Source organism: Kitasatospora sp. NBC_01266 (assembly GCF_036242395.1).
In the GTDB taxonomy this organism is placed as follows: domain Bacteria; phylum Actinomycetota; class Actinomycetes; order Streptomycetales; family Streptomycetaceae; genus Kitasatospora.
Genome location: NZ_CP108458.1, coordinates 4761043 through 4778549 on the forward strand (window position 1 = coordinate 4761043; position 17507 = coordinate 4778549).

The following is a 17507-nucleotide window of genomic DNA, read 5'->3' on the forward strand; positions in this document are numbered from 1 at the left end:
CCGGAAAACTACCGTGGAACACATGAGCACCGTGCATCTGCCGGCGCCCCCGGCTGCGGCCAAGACCCCCCGGGCGCGCACCACCACCGAGTCCCTGTCCATCCTTGCGGTCGGCGCCACCGCGGCCTCCGTCGTGACCGGCGTCCCGCGCCGCCGAAAGCCGCTGGCCCAGGCCCTGCGCAACGTCGGCATCGTGCTCGACACCGCCGCGCGCGTGGTCCTCCTCGGGCGCGACGGCGTCGGCGTCAAGCTGTAGCAGCTGTGTGACTACACGTCGTCGTTACACGTCGTCCGCGTCGATGATCCGGTAGGCGTACCCCTGCTCCGCCAGGAACCGCTGGCGGTGCGCGGCGAAGTCCTGGTCCACCGTGTCGCGGGCCACCACCGAGTAGAAGTGGGCCGAGTGGCCGTCCGCCTTCGGGCGCAGCACCCGGCCCAGCCGCTGGGCCTCCTCCTGACGTGAGCCGAACGTCCCGGAGACCTGGATCGCCACCGTGGCCTCGGGCAGGTCGATCGAGAAGTTCGCCACCTTGGAGACCACCAGCACGCTGATCTCCTTGGTCCGGAACGCCTCGAAGAGCTTCTCGCGCTGGGCGTTGCTGGTCTCGCCCTTGATCACCGGGGCGTTCAGTACCTCGCCCAGCTCGTCCAGCTGGTCGATGTACTGGCCGATGATCAGCGTCTGGTCCTTCTCGTGCTTCTTGACCAGGGCTTCCACCACCCGGCGCTTGGTCGCGGTGGTGGAGCAGAACCGGTAGCGCTCCTCCGGCTCGGCGGTCGCGTAGGCGAGCCGCTCGGAGTCGGTCAGCGTGACCCGGACCTCGCAGCAGTCGGCCGGCGCGATGTAGCCCTGCGCCTCGATCTCCTTCCACGGGGCGTCGAAGCGCTTGGGGCCGATCAGGCTGAACACGTCGCCCTCGCGGCCGTCCTCGCGCACCAGGGTCGCGGTCAGCCCCAGCCGGCGCCTGGCCTGGAGGTCGGCGGTGAACTTGAAGACCGGCGCGGGCAGCAGGTGCACCTCGTCGTAGACCACCAGGCCCCAGTTGCGGGCGTCGAACAGCTCCAGGTGGGCGTAGCTGCCCTTCCGCTTGGTCGTCATCACCTGGTAGGTGGCGATGGTGACCGGGCGGATCTCCTTCTTCGTCCCGCTGTACTCGCCGATCTCGTCCTCGGTGAGTGAGGTGCGCTTGACCAGCTCGTGCTTCCACTGGCGGGCCGAGACGGTGTTGGTGACCAGGATCAGCGTGGTCGACTTGGCCTCGGCCATCGCCGCCGCGCCGACCAGCGTCTTGCCCGCGCCGCAGGGCAGCACCACCACACCGCTGCCGCCGTGCCAGAAGCCCTCCACCGCCTGCTGCTGGTACGGCCGCAGCTGCCAGCCGTCCTGCTCCAGGTCGATCGGGTGCGCCTCGCCGTCCACGTACCCGGCGTGGTCCTCGGCCGGCCAGCCGAGCTTGAGCAGCACCTGCTTGATCTGCCCGCGCTCGGACGGGTGCACCACCACCATGTCCGGCTCGACCCGGGCCCCGACCAGCGGCGCGACCTTCTTGGACTTCAGCACCTCTTCCAGCACCGGCCGGTCCGTGGTGGACAGCACCAGCCCGTGCACCGGGTGCTTGCTGAGCTGCAGCCGCCCGTACCGGGCCATGGTGTCGGCCACGTCCACCAGCAGCGCGTGCGGCACCGGGTAGCGCGAGTACGTCACCAGCGCGTCCACCACCTGCTCGGCGTCATGCCCGGCGGCCCGCGCGTTCCACAGCCCCAGCGGCGTCACCCGGTAGGTGTGCACATGCTCGGGCGCCCGCTCCAGCTCGGCGAACGGCGCGATCGCGCGCCGGCAGTCGGCGGCCTGGGGGTGGTCGATCTCCAGCAGGAGAGTTTTGTCGCTCTGGACGATCAGTGGCCCGTTGTTCACGTTGCGGAGTCCTCCATCAGGTCGGGCGCAGACCCTCCAGTGTCGCGCATCGGCGGAGCGTTCGGCGGGGGAGCGGCGGAAGGCGGGGGCGCGCGGAAAACCTGGTGCTCCGGGGGCAGTCGTTTCCCTAGCATGCTCGGAACATTCGAGCTGGTGACAGGGGTCTGCGATGTCCACAGTGGTAGTAGCTGCGACGAGCCTGGTGGAAGACGAGCTGTCGGCCGCCATGGCCCGCGTGCTGCCACCGGAGCAGACCGGCCGGGATCCGCTGGTGCGGCCCTCGGAGCAGGCGGACTTCCAGTCGGGGGCCGCGCTGGCGCTGGGTAAGGCGGCCGGGGTGGCGCCGCGGGAGTTGGCGGAGCGGCTGGCGGGGGCGATCCGAGGGGGACTGGCGGCGACGGTTTCCGGGCCCGGGTTCGTCAATGTGACCGTGGGCGACGAGTGGCTCTGGCGGCAGGTCGCGGCCCGGTTGGCGGCGGACCGGCTCGGGGTGGGGGAGCCGCTGGCGGGGCAGCGGGTCGTGGTGGACTACTCCGGGCCGAACATCGCCAAGGAGCTGCACGTCGGCCACCTGCGGTCGACGGTGATCGGGGACGCACTGGCCCGGACTCTCGGGCACCTCGGGGCGGACGTGGTGCGGCAGAACCACCTGGGCGACTGGGGCACCCAGTTCGGGATGCTGATCCAGTACCTGGACGAGCACCCGGACGAGCAGTGGCGGGACGTCGCGCTGGTCGACGCGCTCTACCGGACCGCGCGGCAGGCCTTCGACGCCGATCCGGCCTTCGCCGAGCGGGCCCGGCAGCGGGTGGTGGCGCTGCAGGCCGGGGACGAGGGGACGCTGGCGGTGTGGCGGGAGCTGGTCGCCCTCTCCGAGCAGGCGTTCCAGTGGATCTACGACCGGCTCGGGGTGCTGCTCACCGAGGCGGACGCGGACGCCGAGTCGGCGTTCAACGACCAACTGGACGAGGTGGTGGCCGAGTTCGTCGCCGCCGGCCTCACGGTGCAGAGCGAGGGCGCGCTCTGCGTCTTCGCGGACGGGGTGGCCGCGCCGCTCATCATCCGGAAGCAGAACGGCGGTTACGGGTATCCCGCCACCGACCTGGCCACCATCCGGCACCGGCTGCACACCCTCAAGGCCGACCGGATCCTCTACGTGGTCGACGCCCGGCAGGCGCTGCACTTCAAGCTGGTCTTCGACGCCGCGCACCGGATCGGCTGGCTGACGGACCCGCGGGCCGCCGCGCACGTGCCGTTCGGCATGGTGCTCGGTCCGGGCGGTACGCCGTTCAAGACCCGGTCGGGTGACACGGTCCGGCTCGCCGACCTGCTCGACGCGGCCGAGGACGGGGTGCGGGCGGTGCTCGCCGACAAGCCGCACGAGCTGGACGAGGAGCAGTTGGCCGAGGTGGTGCGGGCGGCGGCGGTCGGCGCGGTGAAGTACGCGGACCTGTCCAACGCGCGGACCAAGAACTACGTCTTCGACCTGGACCGGATGGTCTCGCTGAGCGGCGACACCGCGGTCTACCTGCAGTACGCGCACGCCCGGCTGCGGACCCTGCTGGCCAAGGCGGGCGCCGACCAGGGCGACCTCGATCCCGCGATCCCGCCGCACCCCGCCGAGCGGGCGCTGATCCTGCGGCTGGACGCCTTCGACGCGGTGCTGCGGGAGGTCGCCCAGACGCTGGAGCCGCACCGGCTCTGCGGCTACCTCTACGGGGTGGCGAAGGCGCTCACCGACTTCTACGGCGCCTGCCCGGTGCTCAAGGCGCCGTCGCCGGCGGTGCGGGCCAACCGGCTGGCGCTCTGCCGGCTGACCGCCGAGACGCTGGCGCAGGGCCTGGGACTGCTGGGGATCGCGGCGCCGGAGCGGATGTGACCCGGGATCAGTGCGCCAGCCAGACGTACGCCGCGAACCGCCCGGTCGGCTGGTCGCGCCGGTGCGAGAAGAGGTCCGGGTCCTCGATCGTGCAGCGGGCGTCCTGGCGCACCGAGCCGACGCCCGCGCGGGCCAGCTGCGCGCTGATCCCGGCCCGCAGGTCGAGCGCGGGGGTGCCCTGCCGGGTGGTGGCCCGCACCTCGGGCAGCACGGCGGCGGACTCCTCGCGCATCGCCGCCGGCACCTCGTAGCAGCGCCCGCAGGCCATCGGGCCGACCAGGGCGGTCATCCGCGCCGGCTCGGCCCCGGCCTCGGCCATCGCGGCGACCAGGTTCGGCACCACGCCGGTCAGGGTGCCGACCCGCCCGGAGTGGGCCGCGCCGACCATCCCGGCCACCGGGTCGGCCAGCAGCACCGGCGCGCAGTCGGCGCCCAGCGCGGCCAGCGCCAGGCCCGGCTCGGTGGTCCAGACGGCGTCCAACTCCGGTGCGTCGGCGCCCCAGGGCGCCGAAACCCGGGCCACCGTGGCGCTGTGCACCTGGCGCATCCAGACCACCCGGTCCGCCGCCAGGCCGAACTGACGAGCCGTCAGTTCGCGGTTGCGCAGCACGTCCTGGTAGTCGTCGGCGGTGGCGCCGCCCAGGTTGCGCGAGTTGAACGGCGCCGCGCTCACCCCGCCGTGGCGGTCGGTGACGGCATAGCGGACCCCGGTCGTCAGTTCCTCCATGAGGGTGACCCTAGTCCTCGTCCAGCTCGGCCACGCCGGTGATCCGGTGCAGCGCGAAGGTGTTGAGCTTCTCGGCGTGGTGGTCGAAGGCGGTGACGTAGCCGCCCTCCACCTTCACCGGGTCGATCACCCGCTGCGAGGCCAGCCCCTCGGCGTTGATGTAGCCGATCCACATCCGCTCGCCGAGCAGCACCGCCGTCTGCAGCGCGGCCAGCGTGTCCGCCGCCGCGGTGCGCGGCAGGTGCCGGGTGTCGGCGGGCGTGGCGGCGGGGCCGGCGACGGTCTCCCGGCGGTTCGCGGTGGCCGCCCGGTCGCCCGCCCGGATCGCCTTGACGGCCGCGCCGAGCAGCACGTCGTCCGGGGTGGCCGGGCCGTCCGCGACCGGGGCGGGCGCGGTGCGCGGCGGGGTGCGGTGGCTGTCGGGGCGGGTGATCACCAGATCGCCCTCGGCCGACTCGGCGGCCGGTGCGTAGCCCATCGCGCGCAGCACGCCCAGCACCGTCTCGGGCCCGGCCTGTGCGGCCAGCACCGTCGGTGCGAGCAGCCGCAGCCGCAGTTCCAGCGCCCGCCGGTCGGCGAGCACCTCGGCGAGCAGCGCCGGGTCGTCGCAGCGCAGGTAGGCCGAGGCGGCGCCGACCCGCAGCACGCCGTGCCGCCGGGCGACATCGTCGATCAGGTAGCTGAGCGGCTGCGGTACGGCGGTGCGCGAGTGCTGCTCCAGGAAGGAGTGCAGGTCGGCGGCGGTGCGCCCGGCGTCCAGGGCGCGGCGCACCGACTCGGGGGTGAACCGGTAGACGGTGGCGCCGCCCTTGGACTCGATCTCCGCGCAGAGCGCCAGTGCCTGGGCGAGCGGGGTGAGCAGCGGTCCCGGTGCGATCGCGGTCAGGTCGGGCTGCAGGATCACGTGGTCCAGCGGCTGCGGCAGCAGCGGCGCCAGCACCGGCGCCGGGTCCTGACCGGCCAGCAGCGCGCGGGCGGCGGAGCCGAGCGCGCCGCGTCCGGTGATGCCGAGCAGCTCGGTCTCGGCCAGGCTCCACCCGGTCAGCTGGTCGCGCAGGTCACGGCCGTCGGGACCGGTGGCGCCGCCGCGCAGCGGGCGGTACCAGCGCTGGACGGGCAGCAGCGCGTCCGCGCCGGCCACCGCGCCGGGCGGCAGCGTGGCGAGCAGGCTGAGCACGGCCCGCCGGGTGCCGGGGGCCAGCACCCGGTCCAGCTCGGGGCCGAGCGCGGCGCGCGGCTTGCCCTTGCCGTCGGGGCTGCCGACCAGCCCGGCGACCCGGGTGGCGGCCAGCCAGCCACGGGCCAGCACGGTCCACCGCTCGGCCACCGGCTGCTGCAGCCACAGGTCGTACGCGGGGGTCGGCGCCCAGACCTCGCCGGTCCGCCCGGCCAACTCGCCGCTCTCCCCGTCCGGCGCCAGCAGCCCCGCGCCGTAGGCGAGTTCCAGCCAGAACGCGGCCTGCGCCTCGTCCGTCTCCAGCGCCAGCGCGGTCCGCTTGAGGTCGCGCACCCCGAGGCCGCCGGCCCGCAGCGTGGCCGGCGGTTGCAGGCCCCAGAGGTCGAGCAGCTCCTCGATGGTTCGCACGGCGGTGTAGGCCTGGCCGGCCGCCGCGTTGTCCACAGCCTGTGGATCGCGCTCGAGGCCCGGCGCCAGCGCGGGTGGCGCGGGCTCGACGATCCGGTGGCTGCGCCCGCCGCGCAGGTGCAGCGCCAGCTCGCGGGGGAGCACCACACTGCCGGGACCCGACGGCAGCAGCAGGCCCCGGGCCAGCAGCCACTCCAGCGGGCCGCGCGCCTGCTCGGCGGTGACCGGGCGGGCGGCGTCCGGCACGGTGCCGGTGGGCGGGCCCCAGACCAGCCGGTCCAGCACCCCGAGCGCCGCCTCGGGCGCCTCGGCGAGCAGCGCGGCGCACCGCTTGCGATCGGCCAGCAGGGCGGTCAGCGCGGCCACCGCCGTCACCGGGTCGGGCGTTCCGGGCAGCCCGGCGCCGGTCAGCAACTGCTGGATGCGGGCCGGGGACATCCCCAGGGTGGCCTCGGCGAGCGTGGGCCCCAGCCCGGTGCCGCCGGGCGCGGTGGCGCTCGGGGCCAGCGCCTCGCGCACCGCGATCACCAGGTGCGGCGCGCTGTCCGGCCCCCAGAGCAGCGCGCGCTCGCGCAGCGCGGCCAGCGCCCGGGGCAGCGCGGCGATCACGGCGGCCCGCTCCACCGGCTCGGCGCCGGGGTGCGCCTTGACCCGCGCGGGACCGGCCAGCAGATCGCGCAGCGCGGTGCCCGCACTGCCGTCGGGCAGCGCCGCCAGTGCCTCGGCGGTCTGCAGCGTGAACCGGTCCAGCCGCTCCAACGCGCGCAGCGCGGAGGCCCGGCTGGAGAGCCGCGCGGTCAGCTGCGTGATGTCGGTGGGCACGGGGTTGAGCAGATCGGGGCGCAGGCGCAGCAGGGTGGCGAGTGCCTGGTCGCTGCTGGCGCGGAGCTCGTCGGCGAGGGTGCGGGCCCTGCTGGACGCTCCGTTCGGCTCGGTGGTCATCCGACCCAGCGTAGTCGGGCTGGATGAAGCGCGGTGCGCGCTGCCCCGGGGCGGGCGGAGCACCGCAGGTGGGCGGGGGTGACGTAAGGACGGGCGGGGCATAGGGCGGGTAGCTCTCGCGCGGCTGGACGCCAGTGGGTAGCGTCAGCGGACGGCGGGGCCTGGAGCACGGAACAGGGTGGCGGGCGATGGCGGGCGAGCAGGCGGACGAGCGGGCCGGCGAGGCGATGAAGGGCGGCCTGTCGGGCGGCGAGTGGTGGCGGGTGGACGGACCCTGGCGGGTGATGGGCACACCGGAGCCGGGGAGCGCGGAGGACGGGGACGGCGTGTACCTGGCCGCGCCGCCGGCCGGACCGCCGGTGCCGCCGCCGCCGACCGAGCCCCCGGCCGCCCGTCGCCCCGCGCGCGGCGCCCCGGCGCCGGCCGGCCCGGAGGTCCCGGTGCCGCGCGCGTCGCGTTCGTTCTTCCGCAGGTCCACCGAGGCCGAGCCGGAGCAGCCTGCCGAGGCGGAGGAGAGCGGCACGCCCGCCGCCTGGCTGATCGCGCCCGCCGCGCCCGGTTCGCTGCGGCCGCCGACCACCGCGGACTTCCCCGGCTGGGACTCGGTGGTGATCGAGTTCCCGCCGGACGACACCGAGCCCGCCGAGCCGCGCCGCCTCCCCGAGCAGCGCGGCGAGGCCGGGGCGCAGCCGGCCGACGCCGAGCCGGATCCGGCCACCGGTCAGCTGCCGGGCCAACTGGTACTGCCGAAGGGCTCGTTGCTGGCCGGGCGCCGCCCCTCGCCGCTGCTGCTGCTGGCGGCGGCGGTGCTGATCGGCGGGGCGGTCACCGGGGTGGTGCTGGTGCTGCTGGCCGGCTGGGGGCTGGCCTACCTGTCCGCCAGGCTCGGCGACCTGACCAAGAAGTTCGTGGTCTTCGGCATTCCGATGATCGCCATGAGCGCCTCGACCCTCTGGTTCTGGGGCCGCTCCGAGGGCCGCTGGGGCGACGCGCTGGCCAAGGGCGCCCCGATGACGCACGCCGCCTTCGAGGCCGCGCCGGGCGTGCTGCGGCTGGCGGGGGTGCTGTCGGCGCTCTTCCTGCTGGCGGTGGCCATGAAGCGGCGCGGTCCGAAACTGGGCTGACCGCCGGCGCGCGTCGACCGGCCCGCGACCCGGCGCGCGCTGACCGCGGCAGGCGCTACGACCCGAGCTTGCGGGCCATCGCCACCAGCCCCGCCCGCCGGCTCGCCGGGCTGTCGTCCGCCAGTCCGGTCATCACCATGGCGATGACCTTCGGTGCGGTGAACCACCAGGCGGAGAGCGCGAAGACCGCGTACAGCAGGTGCTGGGCCGGCAGCTCGGTGGTGATCGTGCCGGCCCGCTGGGCCTGCGCGACGGCGGCGATCCGCTGCTCGTAGTAGACGGCCCGCTCGGCGTCCCGGCTCGTGGGCTGCGGCTCGACCAGCAGGCCCTCCCAGCGCAGCAGTCGCAGGAAGGTGGGGTTGGCCAGGTGCCAGTCGAAGAGCAGCCCGGCGAACTCGCCCAGGTCCGCGCAGTGTTCGGGCAGCGGTGAGGCGGCGGCCATCACCTTGGCCAGCTCCTGGTCGATGACGTGCCCGAAGAGCTGCTCCTTGTTGCCGAAGTACTGGTAGATCCGCTCCTTGTTGACGCCGGCCAGTTTGGCGATCCGGTCCACCCGCGCCCCTTCGGGGCCGTACTCGGCGAACTCCTGGACGGCCGCGTCCAGCAGCAGCTGCTTGGTTCTCTGGGTGTCCCATGCCATGGCGCCAAGCCTACGCGAGATTGCCAACCGAACAGTTGGACAGTACTGGGGGGTTCGTGAGAAACTCCAACCAACTAGTTGGTTGGAGTTTTCGCCGACCGGCGCCGCAGTGCCGACCACGACGTCCCCTGGGGGTTCCGCCATGTCCGCTCCAACCGTGCACCACCGCGCCGTGATCACCTGGCTCGCCGTCTATCCGACGATCACCCTGGCCTCGATACTGACCAGCCCGTACACCGCCCACCTGCCGGTCTACCTGCGCACCCTGATCCTGACCGCGCTGGTGGTGCCGGTGGTGGTGTACGGGCTGATGCCGCTGCTGCTCAAGGGCCACGCCGCGACGCGCCGGCGCCGCACCGAGCCCGCGGCCGAGGGCTACTCCCGCAGCGCCGTCGTGTAGCGGATCGCGGTCCGCCGCACCAGGGTGCCGTCCGCGGCGGCCAGCGGGGCGAGTGCGGCCAGGGCGGCCGCGCGCGCCTCGTCCAGGTGCTCGGCGGGGATCGCCTCCAGCACGCCGCGCCACCCACCGGCCTGCTGCGAGTGCCACCAGGCCTCGGCGTCCGGGTAGTGGGTGGCCGCGTAGTGCTCGACCGTGCGGATGTCGGTGAAGCCGGACCGGTGCAGCAGCTCGGCGGCCTCCTCGGGGCTGCGGCCCAGCGGGTTGAACCTGGCCGCCCTGCTCTGCCGCAGCCGGGCCGCCGGCGCGGGCAGGAAGGCGTTGAGCGCCGCCCCGGGGCGCTCCCAGCCCGGTTCGTCCGCGCCGAACGCGGTGAAGCCGAACCGTCCGCCGGGCACCAGCACCCGGCGCACCGAGGCCAGCGCGGCGGCCGGGTCCGGGGTGAAGATCACCGCGAAGGAGGAGAGCGCGGCCTCGAAGGAGTGGTCCGGGAAGCCGAGCGCCTCGGCGTCGTCCACCCGGACGGTGACGTTGCGCAGCCCGTGCCCCGCCGCCTGCGCGGCCGTCGCCCGGACCATCCCGGGGGCCAGGTCGATGCCGACCACGTAGCCCTCCGGCCCGACCTCGGCGAGCGCCGCGAAGAGCACCGCGCCCCGGCCGCACCCCACGTCCAGCACCCGGTCGCCGGGCCGCAGCCCGGCCAGCCGGGCCAGCCGGGCGCCGATCGGATTGAAGAAGCCGCCGTTGGCCTCGTCGTACTCGTCGGCCGCGAGCGTGAAGGCGTCGGCCAGGGCGGCCTTGCGGCGGCGGGCCGCCTCGCCCTGGGCGGCGGGTGACTCACCTCGGAGCTGAGTGTTCGTCATACCGTCATGGTGGTACCGCTGTGGCGCGCGTCACAAGGGGTCGGGCGGGGCGGACGAGAGCACGGGTGGGTGCTCAACCGCTGAGCAGGCACTGGAGTTGGGAGAGGACCAGGTTGGCTCCGGTGCAGCCGATGCCCTGGAACCAGAGCTGGTCGTCCACCTGGTAGGCGTGGCTCGCCCGGACCGCGTTGAGCGCCTGCCAGGCCGGGCTCGCCAGCACCGCGGTGGTGCCCGCCGCGTCCGGGTCGCCGTAGGTCGCGTAGAGCAGCACGTCGCCGTCGGCGCCGGCCAGTTGGTCGGGGGTGACCTCGACGTCGAACCGGTCGACGTTCTGCGCCTCGGGCCGCCCGAGCTGCAGGTCGGCGAGGATCGTGCCGAGGAAGTTCTGCCGGCCGTACAGCCGGATCCGCCCGCCCTGGACGAACCGCACCACGCTGATCCGGCGACCGGCCGTGCTGCCGGGGCCGCCGAGCGCGTGCGAGGTCTGGGCGAGCTGGGCGCGGTAGGCGGTGACGACCGCCTCGGCGGCGGCCTGCCGGCCCAGCGCCCGGGCGTGCAGCTGGAGGTTCTCCTTCCAGGTGTAGCCGGTGCCGCGGCTGAGCACGGTGGGCGCGATCCGGGACAGCGCGTCGTAGCGGGCACCGTCGCGGTCCAGGTTGCTCAGGATCAGCTCGGGGCGCAGCGCGCGGATCGCCGCCAGGTCCGGTGCGCCGATGGTGCCGGTGCCGGCCACCTCGGCGAGCCGGGAGGCCGGCCAGTAGCTCGGCAGGCCCCGCTCGGCGGCGGCCCGGGAGGCGCCGACCGGGGTGATCCCCAGGGTCATCGCCGAGTCCAGCTCGGGGGTGTCGAGCACCACCACCCGCAACGGCTGGTCGGGCACCACCACCGTCCCGGTCGCCGCCGTGACGACGGCTTGGGCGGCCGGGCTCGCGCCGCCCGCCGCCTGCGGGCCCTGGATGCCCGGAGTCGGGTCGCAGGCGCCGAGGGCGGCGGTCAGGGCCGCGCCCAGCACGGCGCGCCGCGACGGAGGACGGTGCATCGGAGCTCCTCTGACGGCTGGTCAGAGATCATGATGTCCGATGAGTCCCGGAAAGACCGGTATGCGCGGCCTGCTCACCAGGGCCGGGCAGGCCCAGGCCCGGGCAGCTCCTAGGCCGGGCCCTGGGCGTTCGCCCGGCGGCGCTGGGCGCGGGCCGAGCGGAACATGCCGAGCAGCGCGAGCAGGAAGCCCAGCGGCATCAGCATGCTCGCGAAGTAGGCGGGGGTGGGCAGCGGGGTGAGGTGGAAGAAGAGCGGCACGAAGGTCGCGATGGTGGCCAGCGCGCCCACCACGAACACCACCCCGCCCAGCCGCACCAGGCCCTCGCCCGACTCCTTGCCGCCCATCGCAGCCTCCTTCACCCGCACCCGTCACGCTTCGAATCGACCGCCCCAGTCTCGCAGAGTCCGCCGGCTCCCCGTCCGGGGCCGGGCCGACCCCCGCCACCTGCGCGGATTCCGGTTCGGTCACTGCCTGCGGTTCGCCGGGGACAGGGAGTTTCGACCTCCCGGCGGGGCGGGTATGCAGGTCTCGCACGGGGTCGCCGACCCCGCTTCCTGCCAGGGGGTGCGAGCCATGACGACCGACCGGGTGCCATCGTCCGGGCGTACCGCCGTGCCCTGGCCGGTCTTCCTCGCCAGAACCGGGCTCCGACCGCCGGACGCGTGCGAGTGAAACCCCTGACCGGTCGTTAGCCTGCTGCTGACGGACCGTCCTTCACCGGCCCGCTCGTATCGGCGTCCATCACGACCACGCCGGACGCACCGCGCGACCGGACCACCCCACCCCCCGTACCAGGCACCCCGGCGACGACGCCGGGCGCCGCCGCACCCGACCCACCCACTGATGAGGACATTCGAGATGCCCACCGGCCAGGTCAAATGGTTCAACGAGACGAAGGGTTTCGGCTTCCTGTCGCGCGACGGCGGTGAGGACGTCTTCGTCCACAGCAAGGCGCTGCCCGACGGGGTGAGCACGCTCAAGCCGGGGCAACGGGTGGAGTTCGGGGTGGTCGCGGGGCACCGCGGCGACCAGGCGATGGGTGTCACGCTGCTGGAGGCGCTGCCCTCGGTGGCCGCCGCGCAGCGCCGCAGCGCCGATGACATGGCGCCGATCGTGCAGGACCTGATCACCATGCTGGACACCGCGCTGCCCGGCCTGCAGCACGGCCGCTACCCGGCCAAGCCGGTCGGCCAGAAGCTGGCGGCGGCGCTGCGCGCGGTGGCGGACCAGTTCGACGCCTGATCCGCCGCCGGGCCTTCCCGTGACCCGGTTACGGGAAGGCCAGAGCGTCCGGCGACACGGCCGGCACCAGGCCCTGCTCGGCCGCCCGGTCGAGCAGGGCGCGCACCGCCGCGTAGCCCTCGGCGCCCAGCTCCGCGGTGAACTCGTTGACGTACAGCCCGATGTGCTGGTCGGCCACCGCCGGGTCCAGCTCCTGGGCGTGCGCCAGCACGTACTCCCGGGAGGCCGCCGGATCGGCCCAGGCCGCCTCCACCGAGCCGCGGATCGCCGCCGCCAGTTCGCGCAGCCGGGCCGCGCCCAGCGAGCGCTTGGCGATGATCGCGCCCAGCGGGATCGGCAGGCCGGTGCGCGCCTCCCAGGCCTCGCCCATGTCGGCCAGCTTCGCCAGCCCGTACTCCTGGTAGGTGAAGCGCGCCTCGTGGATCACCAGTCCGGCGTCCACCCGGCCGTCCCGCACCGCCGGCATGATCTCGTGGAACGGCAGCACCACGACCTCGCCCAGGCCGCCGGGCACCGCCTCGGCCGCCCAGAGCCGGAACAGCAGGTAGGCGGTGGAGCGCTCGCTCGGCACGGCCACCACCTTGCCGCTAAGGTCGCCTCCGGCGCCCGGCAGGGTGAGCACCAGCGGCCCGCAGCCGCGGCCCAGCGCCCCGCCGCAGGGCAGCAGCGCGTACTGGTCGAGCAGCCAGGGCAGCGCCGCGTAGCTGACCTTGAGCAGGTCCAGCTCGCCGCGCTCGGCCTGGCCGTTGGTCACGTCGATGTCGGCGAAGGTGACCTCGGGGGCCTCGGCGCCCGGGATCAGGCCGTGCGCCCAGGCGTGGAAGACGAAGGTGTCGTTCGGGCAGGGCGAGTACGCGACCCGCAGCGGTTCAGCCACCGGTGGCCTCCTCCATCAGTCGGTCGTAGGGGAGCAGGGCGAAGGCGCGCTCCAGTGCAGCCAGCGCCTCGCCGATCCGCCAGGCGGCCCGGTCGCGCGGGCCCACGGCGTTGGAGACGGTGCGCAGCTCCAGGGCCGGCACACCGAAGCGGGCGGCCGCCTCGGCCACCCCGAAGCCCTCCATCGCCTCGGCCACCGCGCCCGGGTGGCGCTCGGTCAGCTCGGCCGCGCGGGCGGCGCTGCCGGTGACGGTGGAGACCGTCAGCACCGGGCCGACCGCCGCCGAGGTGGCCTCGGCCAGCAGCGCGACGGCGCCGGGCGGCGGGGTGTGCACGGTGGTGCCGAAGCCCAGCTCGGCGACGTCCCGGAACCCCTCGGGGGTCTGGGCGCCCAGATCGGCGGCGACGATCGCGTCGGCCGCGACCACCGCCCCGATCGGCGCGTGCGGGGCGAAGCCGCCGGCGATCCCGGCCGAGAGCACCAGCGGGTGCCGCTCGGCGGCCAGCGCGATGGCGGTGGCGCTCGCGGCGGCGGCCGGGCCGACGCCGGCGGTCAGCACCGTGACTCTCCCGTGCCGCGCGCCGCGCAGCACGGCCTCGGCCTCCGCGGCCACCGCGACGACGACGAGCAGCCGACCCGCTCCCGGCCGGGGGCGGATCGGCTGCTCGGTGCCGCTGTCGGGCTGGGTCACTGACCCTGCGAGGGGTCCTGACCCTGCGAGGGGTCCTGGCCCTGGGTGGCGTCCTGCGGCGAGGCCACCGGCGCGGCCGAGTTGACCAGGTCGACGAACCAGACCGCGATGATGCCCGGGCTGGCGGTGTTGGCCGTCGCCGGGTCGAACTCGATCACGGTCAGCGCGGTGTCGCGGTTGCTGGTGAGCAGGTTGGCGGCCGACTGCACGCCGGAGAAGGTGGTGTCCTTCTGGAAGTTCGCCACCACGGCGCCGCCCTGGGCACCGCCGCCGTTGGTGAAGGCCCGCCAGCCGTTCTTCGCGCTGTCCGGGTCGATCCCGACGCCGAGCTGGTCGCTCGACTTCACCGAGAGCTTGACGGGGAAGCTGCCGGCCGGCTGGTTGGAGATCTGGGCGCAGGCCTGGCGCGCCGCGGTGTCCAGCGGCTTGCCGCCGTTGAAGCAGGCCGGCGTGGGGGCCACCGCGTGCGAGGAGCGGCCGATGGTGACGGTCGCCATGGTCTTCGTCGGCTTGGGCTGGCCCGACGCGTAGGCGATGGAGCCGCCGATCGTGCCGGCGCCGATCACGACCACGGCGCCGAGGGCGGCGATGACACGGGAACTGAGGCTCATGGGACGAAAGGCTATCCAACTCTGACGATCACGCGACGCGGGGGTGCGGTGCGCCGCCGCGTACCCCCAGGCGGACCAGTGCCAGCAGCGTCCAGACCAGCGCCACGCCGAGCAGCGCCGCCGCCACCGACAGGCCGAGCGTGCCGTTCAGCGGCAGCAGGATGCCCAGCGCGCCGCCGGCCACCCAGGAGAGCTGCATCAGCGTCTCGGAACGGGCGAAGGTCGAGGTGCGCACCGCCTCCGGGACGTCGCGCTGGATCAGCGAGTCCAGCGCCAGCTTGGCCAGCGAGGCGGCGATCCCGGCGACGGCCGCCACCACCAGCACGGTCACGATCCCGTACCAGAGTGCGCTGGCGACGGCGGCGGCCGTGGCCAGCAGCAGCATCGCGGTGATCGTCGCCTCCGCGCCGCGGCTGCGCAGCCAGGAGCCGAAGACCGAGCCGAGCGCGTTGCCGCCGCCGGCCGCCAGGGCCAGCAGGCCCAGGCCCACGGTGGGGGACACGCCGCCGACCGGGTCGACGCGCAGCAGGAAGGCCAGGAAGAGGGTGAGGAAACCGCTCAGCCCGCGCAGCGCGGCCACCGCCCGCAGGCCCAGGACCACCGAGGGTCCGACCGTGCGCAGGCTGGCCTTGGCCCGGGGGGTCTCGGGGGCCGCCGCGGCCGGCCCGCCCGGGTCCTGGTGCGGGCTGGCGTGCAGCACCGCGCGCTGCTCGCCCTTGGCCGAGTCCACCTGGTGCGGCAGGTGAAAGGCCATCAGGGTGCCGATCACGAAGACCAGGAAGGCGCCGCGCAGCGGCCAGGCGGGCCCGGCCAGGTGCAGCGCCCCGCCCACCCCGGCCGCCAGGCCGGTGGCCAGCAGACCGGCCAGCGTCACCCGGGAGTTGGCCTTCACCAGGGTCACCCGGGCCGGCTTGAGCCGGGGCACCACCACGCTGCGCACCACGCCGTACGCCTTGGAGGCGACCAGGCAGCCGAGCGCCTCGGGATAGAGCGCCAGATTGCCGCCGCTGATCGAGCCCGCCATGGTCCAGGCGAGCACCGCGCGGCTGAGCATCGACATCGCCATCGCGGCCCGGCGGCCGTGCGGCAGCCGGTCGAGCAGCGGGCCGATCACCGGGGCGAGCAGCGCGAACGGGGCCATGGTGACCACCAGGTAGAGCGCCACCCGGCCGCGGGCCTCGCTGGTGGGCACCGAGAAGAAGATGGTGGAGGCGAGCGCGATGGTGATCAGCATGTCGCCGAAGGAGTTCAGCGCGTGCAGCTCGATCAGCTTGGCCAGGCCCGACTCGCCGGCGCCGTCGGCCGAGGTGGCCTTGCGGATCCGGCGCCCGGTGCCGTGCACCACCTGCCCGGTGCGCAGCCCGGCCGCGGAGGCGCTGCGGACCAGCAGGCCGCGGCGCGGTTCCAGCTCGGTCGGCGGTTCCTCGGGCTCTTCGGTGGCGATCTGGCCGGTGGGGCGATCGGGCAGCGGCGACCCGTCCTCCGACTGTGGGCCTGACTCGTCCACAGGGGGGACCGAGAGCTGCTGTCGCGGCACGGAGACCGGTGAGGCGTGCTGCGACGGAGTTTCGTCCGCCACACGAGCAATCCTGCCTGACAATCCCCGCCAGTACGAGGGATTGGGGCCAGCTCGGCGCGGCCCGACAGGGCTGGTACCCTCAGCGGCCGTCCAACTGGCTGTCGCGCGGAGCTTCCCGACGGGTAGCCTGCACTCTGCGGACCGCTTCGGCGGAGCGTGCGGCGCACCGGTCGGCCTTGGCCCGGCGGCGGCGCGGCCGGTCCACGCAAGGCTCCTGGTCACGCAGAATAGGGGCGGTACCACGAGCGAGCGGTACCGGCGGCTGGTTCGAGCGATGCGACGCCCACGGGTGCGCACCTGGCGGCCGTGACGGTCCCGAACGGCCCGGGCGAGCCACCGGGCGATTAGGCTGCAGGTAAGAAGACTGGAGAGAACCGACGCCGTGAGTGCTGCGATGCGAAGCCGTACCCCCGACCGGCTCTGTGCCGAAGCCGTCGAACTCGCCAGGCAGGCAGCGGTCGAGGCGGTCGGCCCTGCCGCCGTCGGCAGCCACCTGGCCGTCCAGGCCGAGGGCGAGCGGGTCGTCACCCATACTTTCGAGTGCCTGGACGCCGCCTACCGCGGCTGGCGCTGGGCCGTCACCGTGGCCCGCGCGCCGCGCGCCAAGCTGGTGACGCTGGACGAGGTCGTGCTGCTGCCCGGCGACGACGCGGTGCTGGCCCCGCAGTGGGTGCCGTGGAGCGAGCGGCTGCGGCCCGGTGACCTCGGGCCCGGCGACCTGCTGCCCACCGACGCCGACGACGTGCGGCTGGAGCCGGGGTGGACCGGCGAGGACGAGCCCGTGCCGAACTCGGCCGTCTTCGACGGCGAGGAGGAGCTGGAGCTGACCGACCCGCACGTGCAGCCGGCTCCGGCGCGGGCGCGGATCGGCGCGGTGGCGGACGAGCTGGGCATGGCCCGTGCCCGGGTGCTCTCCCGACTCGGGCTGCACCTGGCCGCCGACCGCTGGGAGAAGGCGCACGGCCCGCAGACCCCGATGGCGCAGTCCGCCCCCGCCTCCTGCACCAGCTGCGGCTTCCTGATCCCGATCGGCGGCTCGCTGGGCCAGGCCTTCGGCGTCTGCGGCAACGAGTACGGTCCGGCGGACGGTCAGATCGTCTCGCTCGCCTACGGTTGCGGCGGCCACTCCGAGGCGGCCGTGCTGCCCGCGCCGCCGGTGCCGGCCGAGCTGATCCTGGACGAGACCGTGGTCGAGCCGATGCAGCTGCACCCCGACCGGGCCGGCGGTTCGGTCGAGCCGGACGCCCCGGCCGAGGAGCTGGGCCACTCCTGACGCGCCCCGATCGAGCCCCGGACGGCACCGCCGCCCGGGGCTCCTTCATGCCCGGCGGCCCCCCAGGTCACCCCGGCGGCCCTGGCGGCGAACGAGCCTGCGAAAAAGGGAGAGAATGCC

At 74.7% G+C, this 17507-nt stretch carries 17 protein-coding genes; 6 read left to right on the forward strand and 11 right to left on the reverse strand.

From position 1 onward, the window contains the following. The first annotated feature begins 22 nt into the window (after positions 1–22). On the forward strand, positions 23–256 hold the full coding sequence (locus tag OG403_RS20880) for a hypothetical protein (RefSeq protein WP_329566591.1): 234 nt from the start codon (positions 23–25) through the stop codon (positions 254–256). A 24-nt stretch (positions 257–280) separates the two neighbouring features. On the opposite strand, the gene OG403_RS20885 is transcribed toward OG403_RS20880, so the two are convergent. Next, positions 281–1915, reverse strand: coding sequence for a DNA repair helicase XPB (locus OG403_RS20885; RefSeq protein WP_329566593.1), 1635 nt, complete (start codon positions 1913–1915; stop codon positions 281–283). Between the two features lie 169 nt (positions 1916–2084). Between OG403_RS20885 and argS the strand changes: the two genes are divergently transcribed. Further along, the gene (argS, locus tag OG403_RS20890) at positions 2085–3794 is read left to right on the forward strand and encodes an arginine--tRNA ligase (protein WP_329566595.1); all 1710 of its coding nucleotides are present in this window, start codon (positions 2085–2087) and stop codon (positions 3792–3794) included. A 7-nt stretch (positions 3795–3801) separates the two neighbouring features. Here the strand turns inward: argS and pgeF are convergent, their stop codons facing one another. Then, the gene (gene pgeF / locus OG403_RS20895; protein WP_329566597.1) at positions 3802–4521 is read right to left on the reverse strand and encodes a peptidoglycan editing factor PgeF; all 720 of its coding nucleotides are present in this window, start codon (positions 4519–4521) and stop codon (positions 3802–3804) included. Positions 4522–4531: 10 nt separating this feature from the next. Beyond that, positions 4532–7048: a helicase C-terminal domain-containing protein gene (locus OG403_RS20900; RefSeq protein ID WP_329566599.1), complete on the reverse strand. Its 2517-nt coding sequence runs from the start codon at positions 7046–7048 to the stop codon at positions 4532–4534. Positions 7049–7236: 188 nt separating this feature from the next. Here OG403_RS20900 and OG403_RS20905 point away from each other — a divergent pair, with 188 nt between their 5' ends. Next, positions 7237–8172, forward strand: a complete 936-nt coding sequence (locus OG403_RS20905) for a hypothetical protein (protein WP_329566601.1) — start codon at positions 7237–7239, stop codon at positions 8170–8172. Between the two features lie 55 nt (positions 8173–8227). Here the strand turns inward: OG403_RS20905 and OG403_RS20910 are convergent, their stop codons facing one another. Next, entirely contained in the window at positions 8228–8812 is a 585-nt protein-coding gene (locus OG403_RS20910) for a TetR family transcriptional regulator (protein ID WP_329566603.1), read from the reverse strand. A 142-nt stretch (positions 8813–8954) separates the two neighbouring features. Between OG403_RS20910 and OG403_RS20915 the strand changes: the two genes are divergently transcribed. Next, on the forward strand, positions 8955–9212 hold the full coding sequence (locus tag OG403_RS20915; RefSeq protein ID WP_329566605.1) for a hypothetical protein: 258 nt from the start codon (positions 8955–8957) through the stop codon (positions 9210–9212). Here OG403_RS20915 and OG403_RS20920 read toward each other — a convergent pair. The 3 genes from OG403_RS20920 to OG403_RS20930 all read right to left on the reverse strand — a co-directional run bounded on the left by OG403_RS20920 (position 9188) and on the right by OG403_RS20930 (position 11458). Then, positions 9188–10072: a class I SAM-dependent methyltransferase gene (locus tag OG403_RS20920; RefSeq protein WP_329566607.1), complete on the reverse strand. Its 885-nt coding sequence runs from the start codon at positions 10070–10072 to the stop codon at positions 9188–9190. The two genes, OG403_RS20915 and OG403_RS20920, sit on opposite strands and share 25 nt — an antisense overlap. A gap of 73 nt (positions 10073–10145) precedes the next feature. Further along, positions 10146–11111, reverse strand: coding sequence for an iron-siderophore ABC transporter substrate-binding protein (locus OG403_RS20925; RefSeq protein WP_329566609.1), 966 nt, complete (start codon positions 11109–11111; stop codon positions 10146–10148). A gap of 110 nt (positions 11112–11221) precedes the next feature. Continuing rightward, positions 11222–11458 (reverse strand): hypothetical protein, encoded by a 237-nt coding sequence (locus OG403_RS20930; protein ID WP_329566611.1) that lies wholly within the window; start codon positions 11456–11458, stop codon positions 11222–11224. A 514-nt stretch (positions 11459–11972) separates the two neighbouring features. Between OG403_RS20930 and OG403_RS20935 the strand changes: the two genes are divergently transcribed. After that, positions 11973–12356, forward strand: a complete 384-nt coding sequence (locus OG403_RS20935) for a cold-shock protein (protein WP_329572404.1) — start codon at positions 11973–11975, stop codon at positions 12354–12356. 28 nt (positions 12357–12384) lie between these two features. Here the strand turns inward: OG403_RS20935 and OG403_RS20940 are convergent, their stop codons facing one another. Genes OG403_RS20940 through OG403_RS20955 form a run of 4 tightly spaced genes read right to left on the reverse strand, consistent with a single transcriptional unit; the run spans position 12385 to position 15895 of the window. Continuing rightward, on the reverse strand, positions 12385–13233 hold the full coding sequence (locus OG403_RS20940) for a 1,4-dihydroxy-6-naphthoate synthase (protein ID WP_329566613.1): 849 nt from the start codon (positions 13231–13233) through the stop codon (positions 12385–12387). Continuing rightward, positions 13226–13924: a futalosine hydrolase gene (locus OG403_RS20945; RefSeq protein WP_329566615.1), complete on the reverse strand. Its 699-nt coding sequence runs from the start codon at positions 13922–13924 to the stop codon at positions 13226–13228. Before OG403_RS20945 ends, OG403_RS20940 begins: the two co-directional genes overlap by 8 nt. Next, entirely contained in the window at positions 13921–14535 is a 615-nt protein-coding gene (locus OG403_RS20950) for a hypothetical protein (RefSeq protein WP_329566618.1), read from the reverse strand. Before OG403_RS20950 ends, OG403_RS20945 begins: the two co-directional genes overlap by 4 nt. Positions 14536–14563: 28 nt before the next feature. After that, entirely contained in the window at positions 14564–15895 is a 1332-nt protein-coding gene (locus OG403_RS20955; protein ID WP_442911082.1) for an MFS transporter, read from the reverse strand. A 613-nt stretch (positions 15896–16508) separates the two neighbouring features. On the opposite strand from OG403_RS20955, the gene OG403_RS20960 reads away from it, so the two are divergent. Then, on the forward strand, positions 16509–17387 hold the full coding sequence (locus tag OG403_RS20960; protein ID WP_329566619.1) for a DUF3027 domain-containing protein: 879 nt from the start codon (positions 16509–16511) through the stop codon (positions 17385–17387). Positions 17388–17507: the final 120 nt, after the last annotated feature.

Coding starts and splice junctions, on each gene's coding strand:
- OG403_RS20880 (WP_329566591.1), top strand. CDS start 23: ATGAGCACCGTGCATCTGCCGGCGCCCCCGGCTGCGGCCAAGACCCCC.
- argS (WP_329566595.1), top strand. CDS start 2,085: ATGTCCACAGTGGTAGTAGCTGCGACGAGCCTGGTGGAAGACGAGCTG.
- pgeF (WP_329566597.1), bottom strand. CDS start 4,521: ATGGAGGAACTGACGACCGGGGTCCGCTATGCCGTCACCGACCGCCAC.
- OG403_RS20900 (WP_329566599.1), bottom strand. CDS start 7,048: ATGACCACCGAGCCGAACGGAGCGTCCAGCAGGGCCCGCACCCTCGCC.
- OG403_RS20905 (WP_329566601.1), top strand. CDS start 7,237: ATGGCGGGCGAGCAGGCGGACGAGCGGGCCGGCGAGGCGATGAAGGGC.
- OG403_RS20910 (WP_329566603.1), bottom strand. CDS start 8,812: ATGGCATGGGACACCCAGAGAACCAAGCAGCTGCTGCTGGACGCGGCC.
- OG403_RS20915 (WP_329566605.1), top strand. CDS start 8,955: ATGTCCGCTCCAACCGTGCACCACCGCGCCGTGATCACCTGGCTCGCC.
- OG403_RS20920 (WP_329566607.1), bottom strand. CDS start 10,072: ATGACGAACACTCAGCTCCGAGGTGAGTCACCCGCCGCCCAGGGCGAG.
- OG403_RS20925 (WP_329566609.1), bottom strand. CDS start 11,111: ATGCACCGTCCTCCGTCGCGGCGCGCCGTGCTGGGCGCGGCCCTGACC.
- OG403_RS20930 (WP_329566611.1), bottom strand. CDS start 11,458: ATGGGCGGCAAGGAGTCGGGCGAGGGCCTGGTGCGGCTGGGCGGGGTG.
- OG403_RS20935 (WP_329572404.1), top strand. CDS start 11,973: ATGCCCACCGGCCAGGTCAAATGGTTCAACGAGACGAAGGGTTTCGGC.
- OG403_RS20950 (WP_329566618.1), bottom strand. CDS start 14,535: ATGAGCCTCAGTTCCCGTGTCATCGCCGCCCTCGGCGCCGTGGTCGTG.
- OG403_RS20960 (WP_329566619.1), top strand. CDS start 16,509: ATGCGAAGCCGTACCCCCGACCGGCTCTGTGCCGAAGCCGTCGAACTC.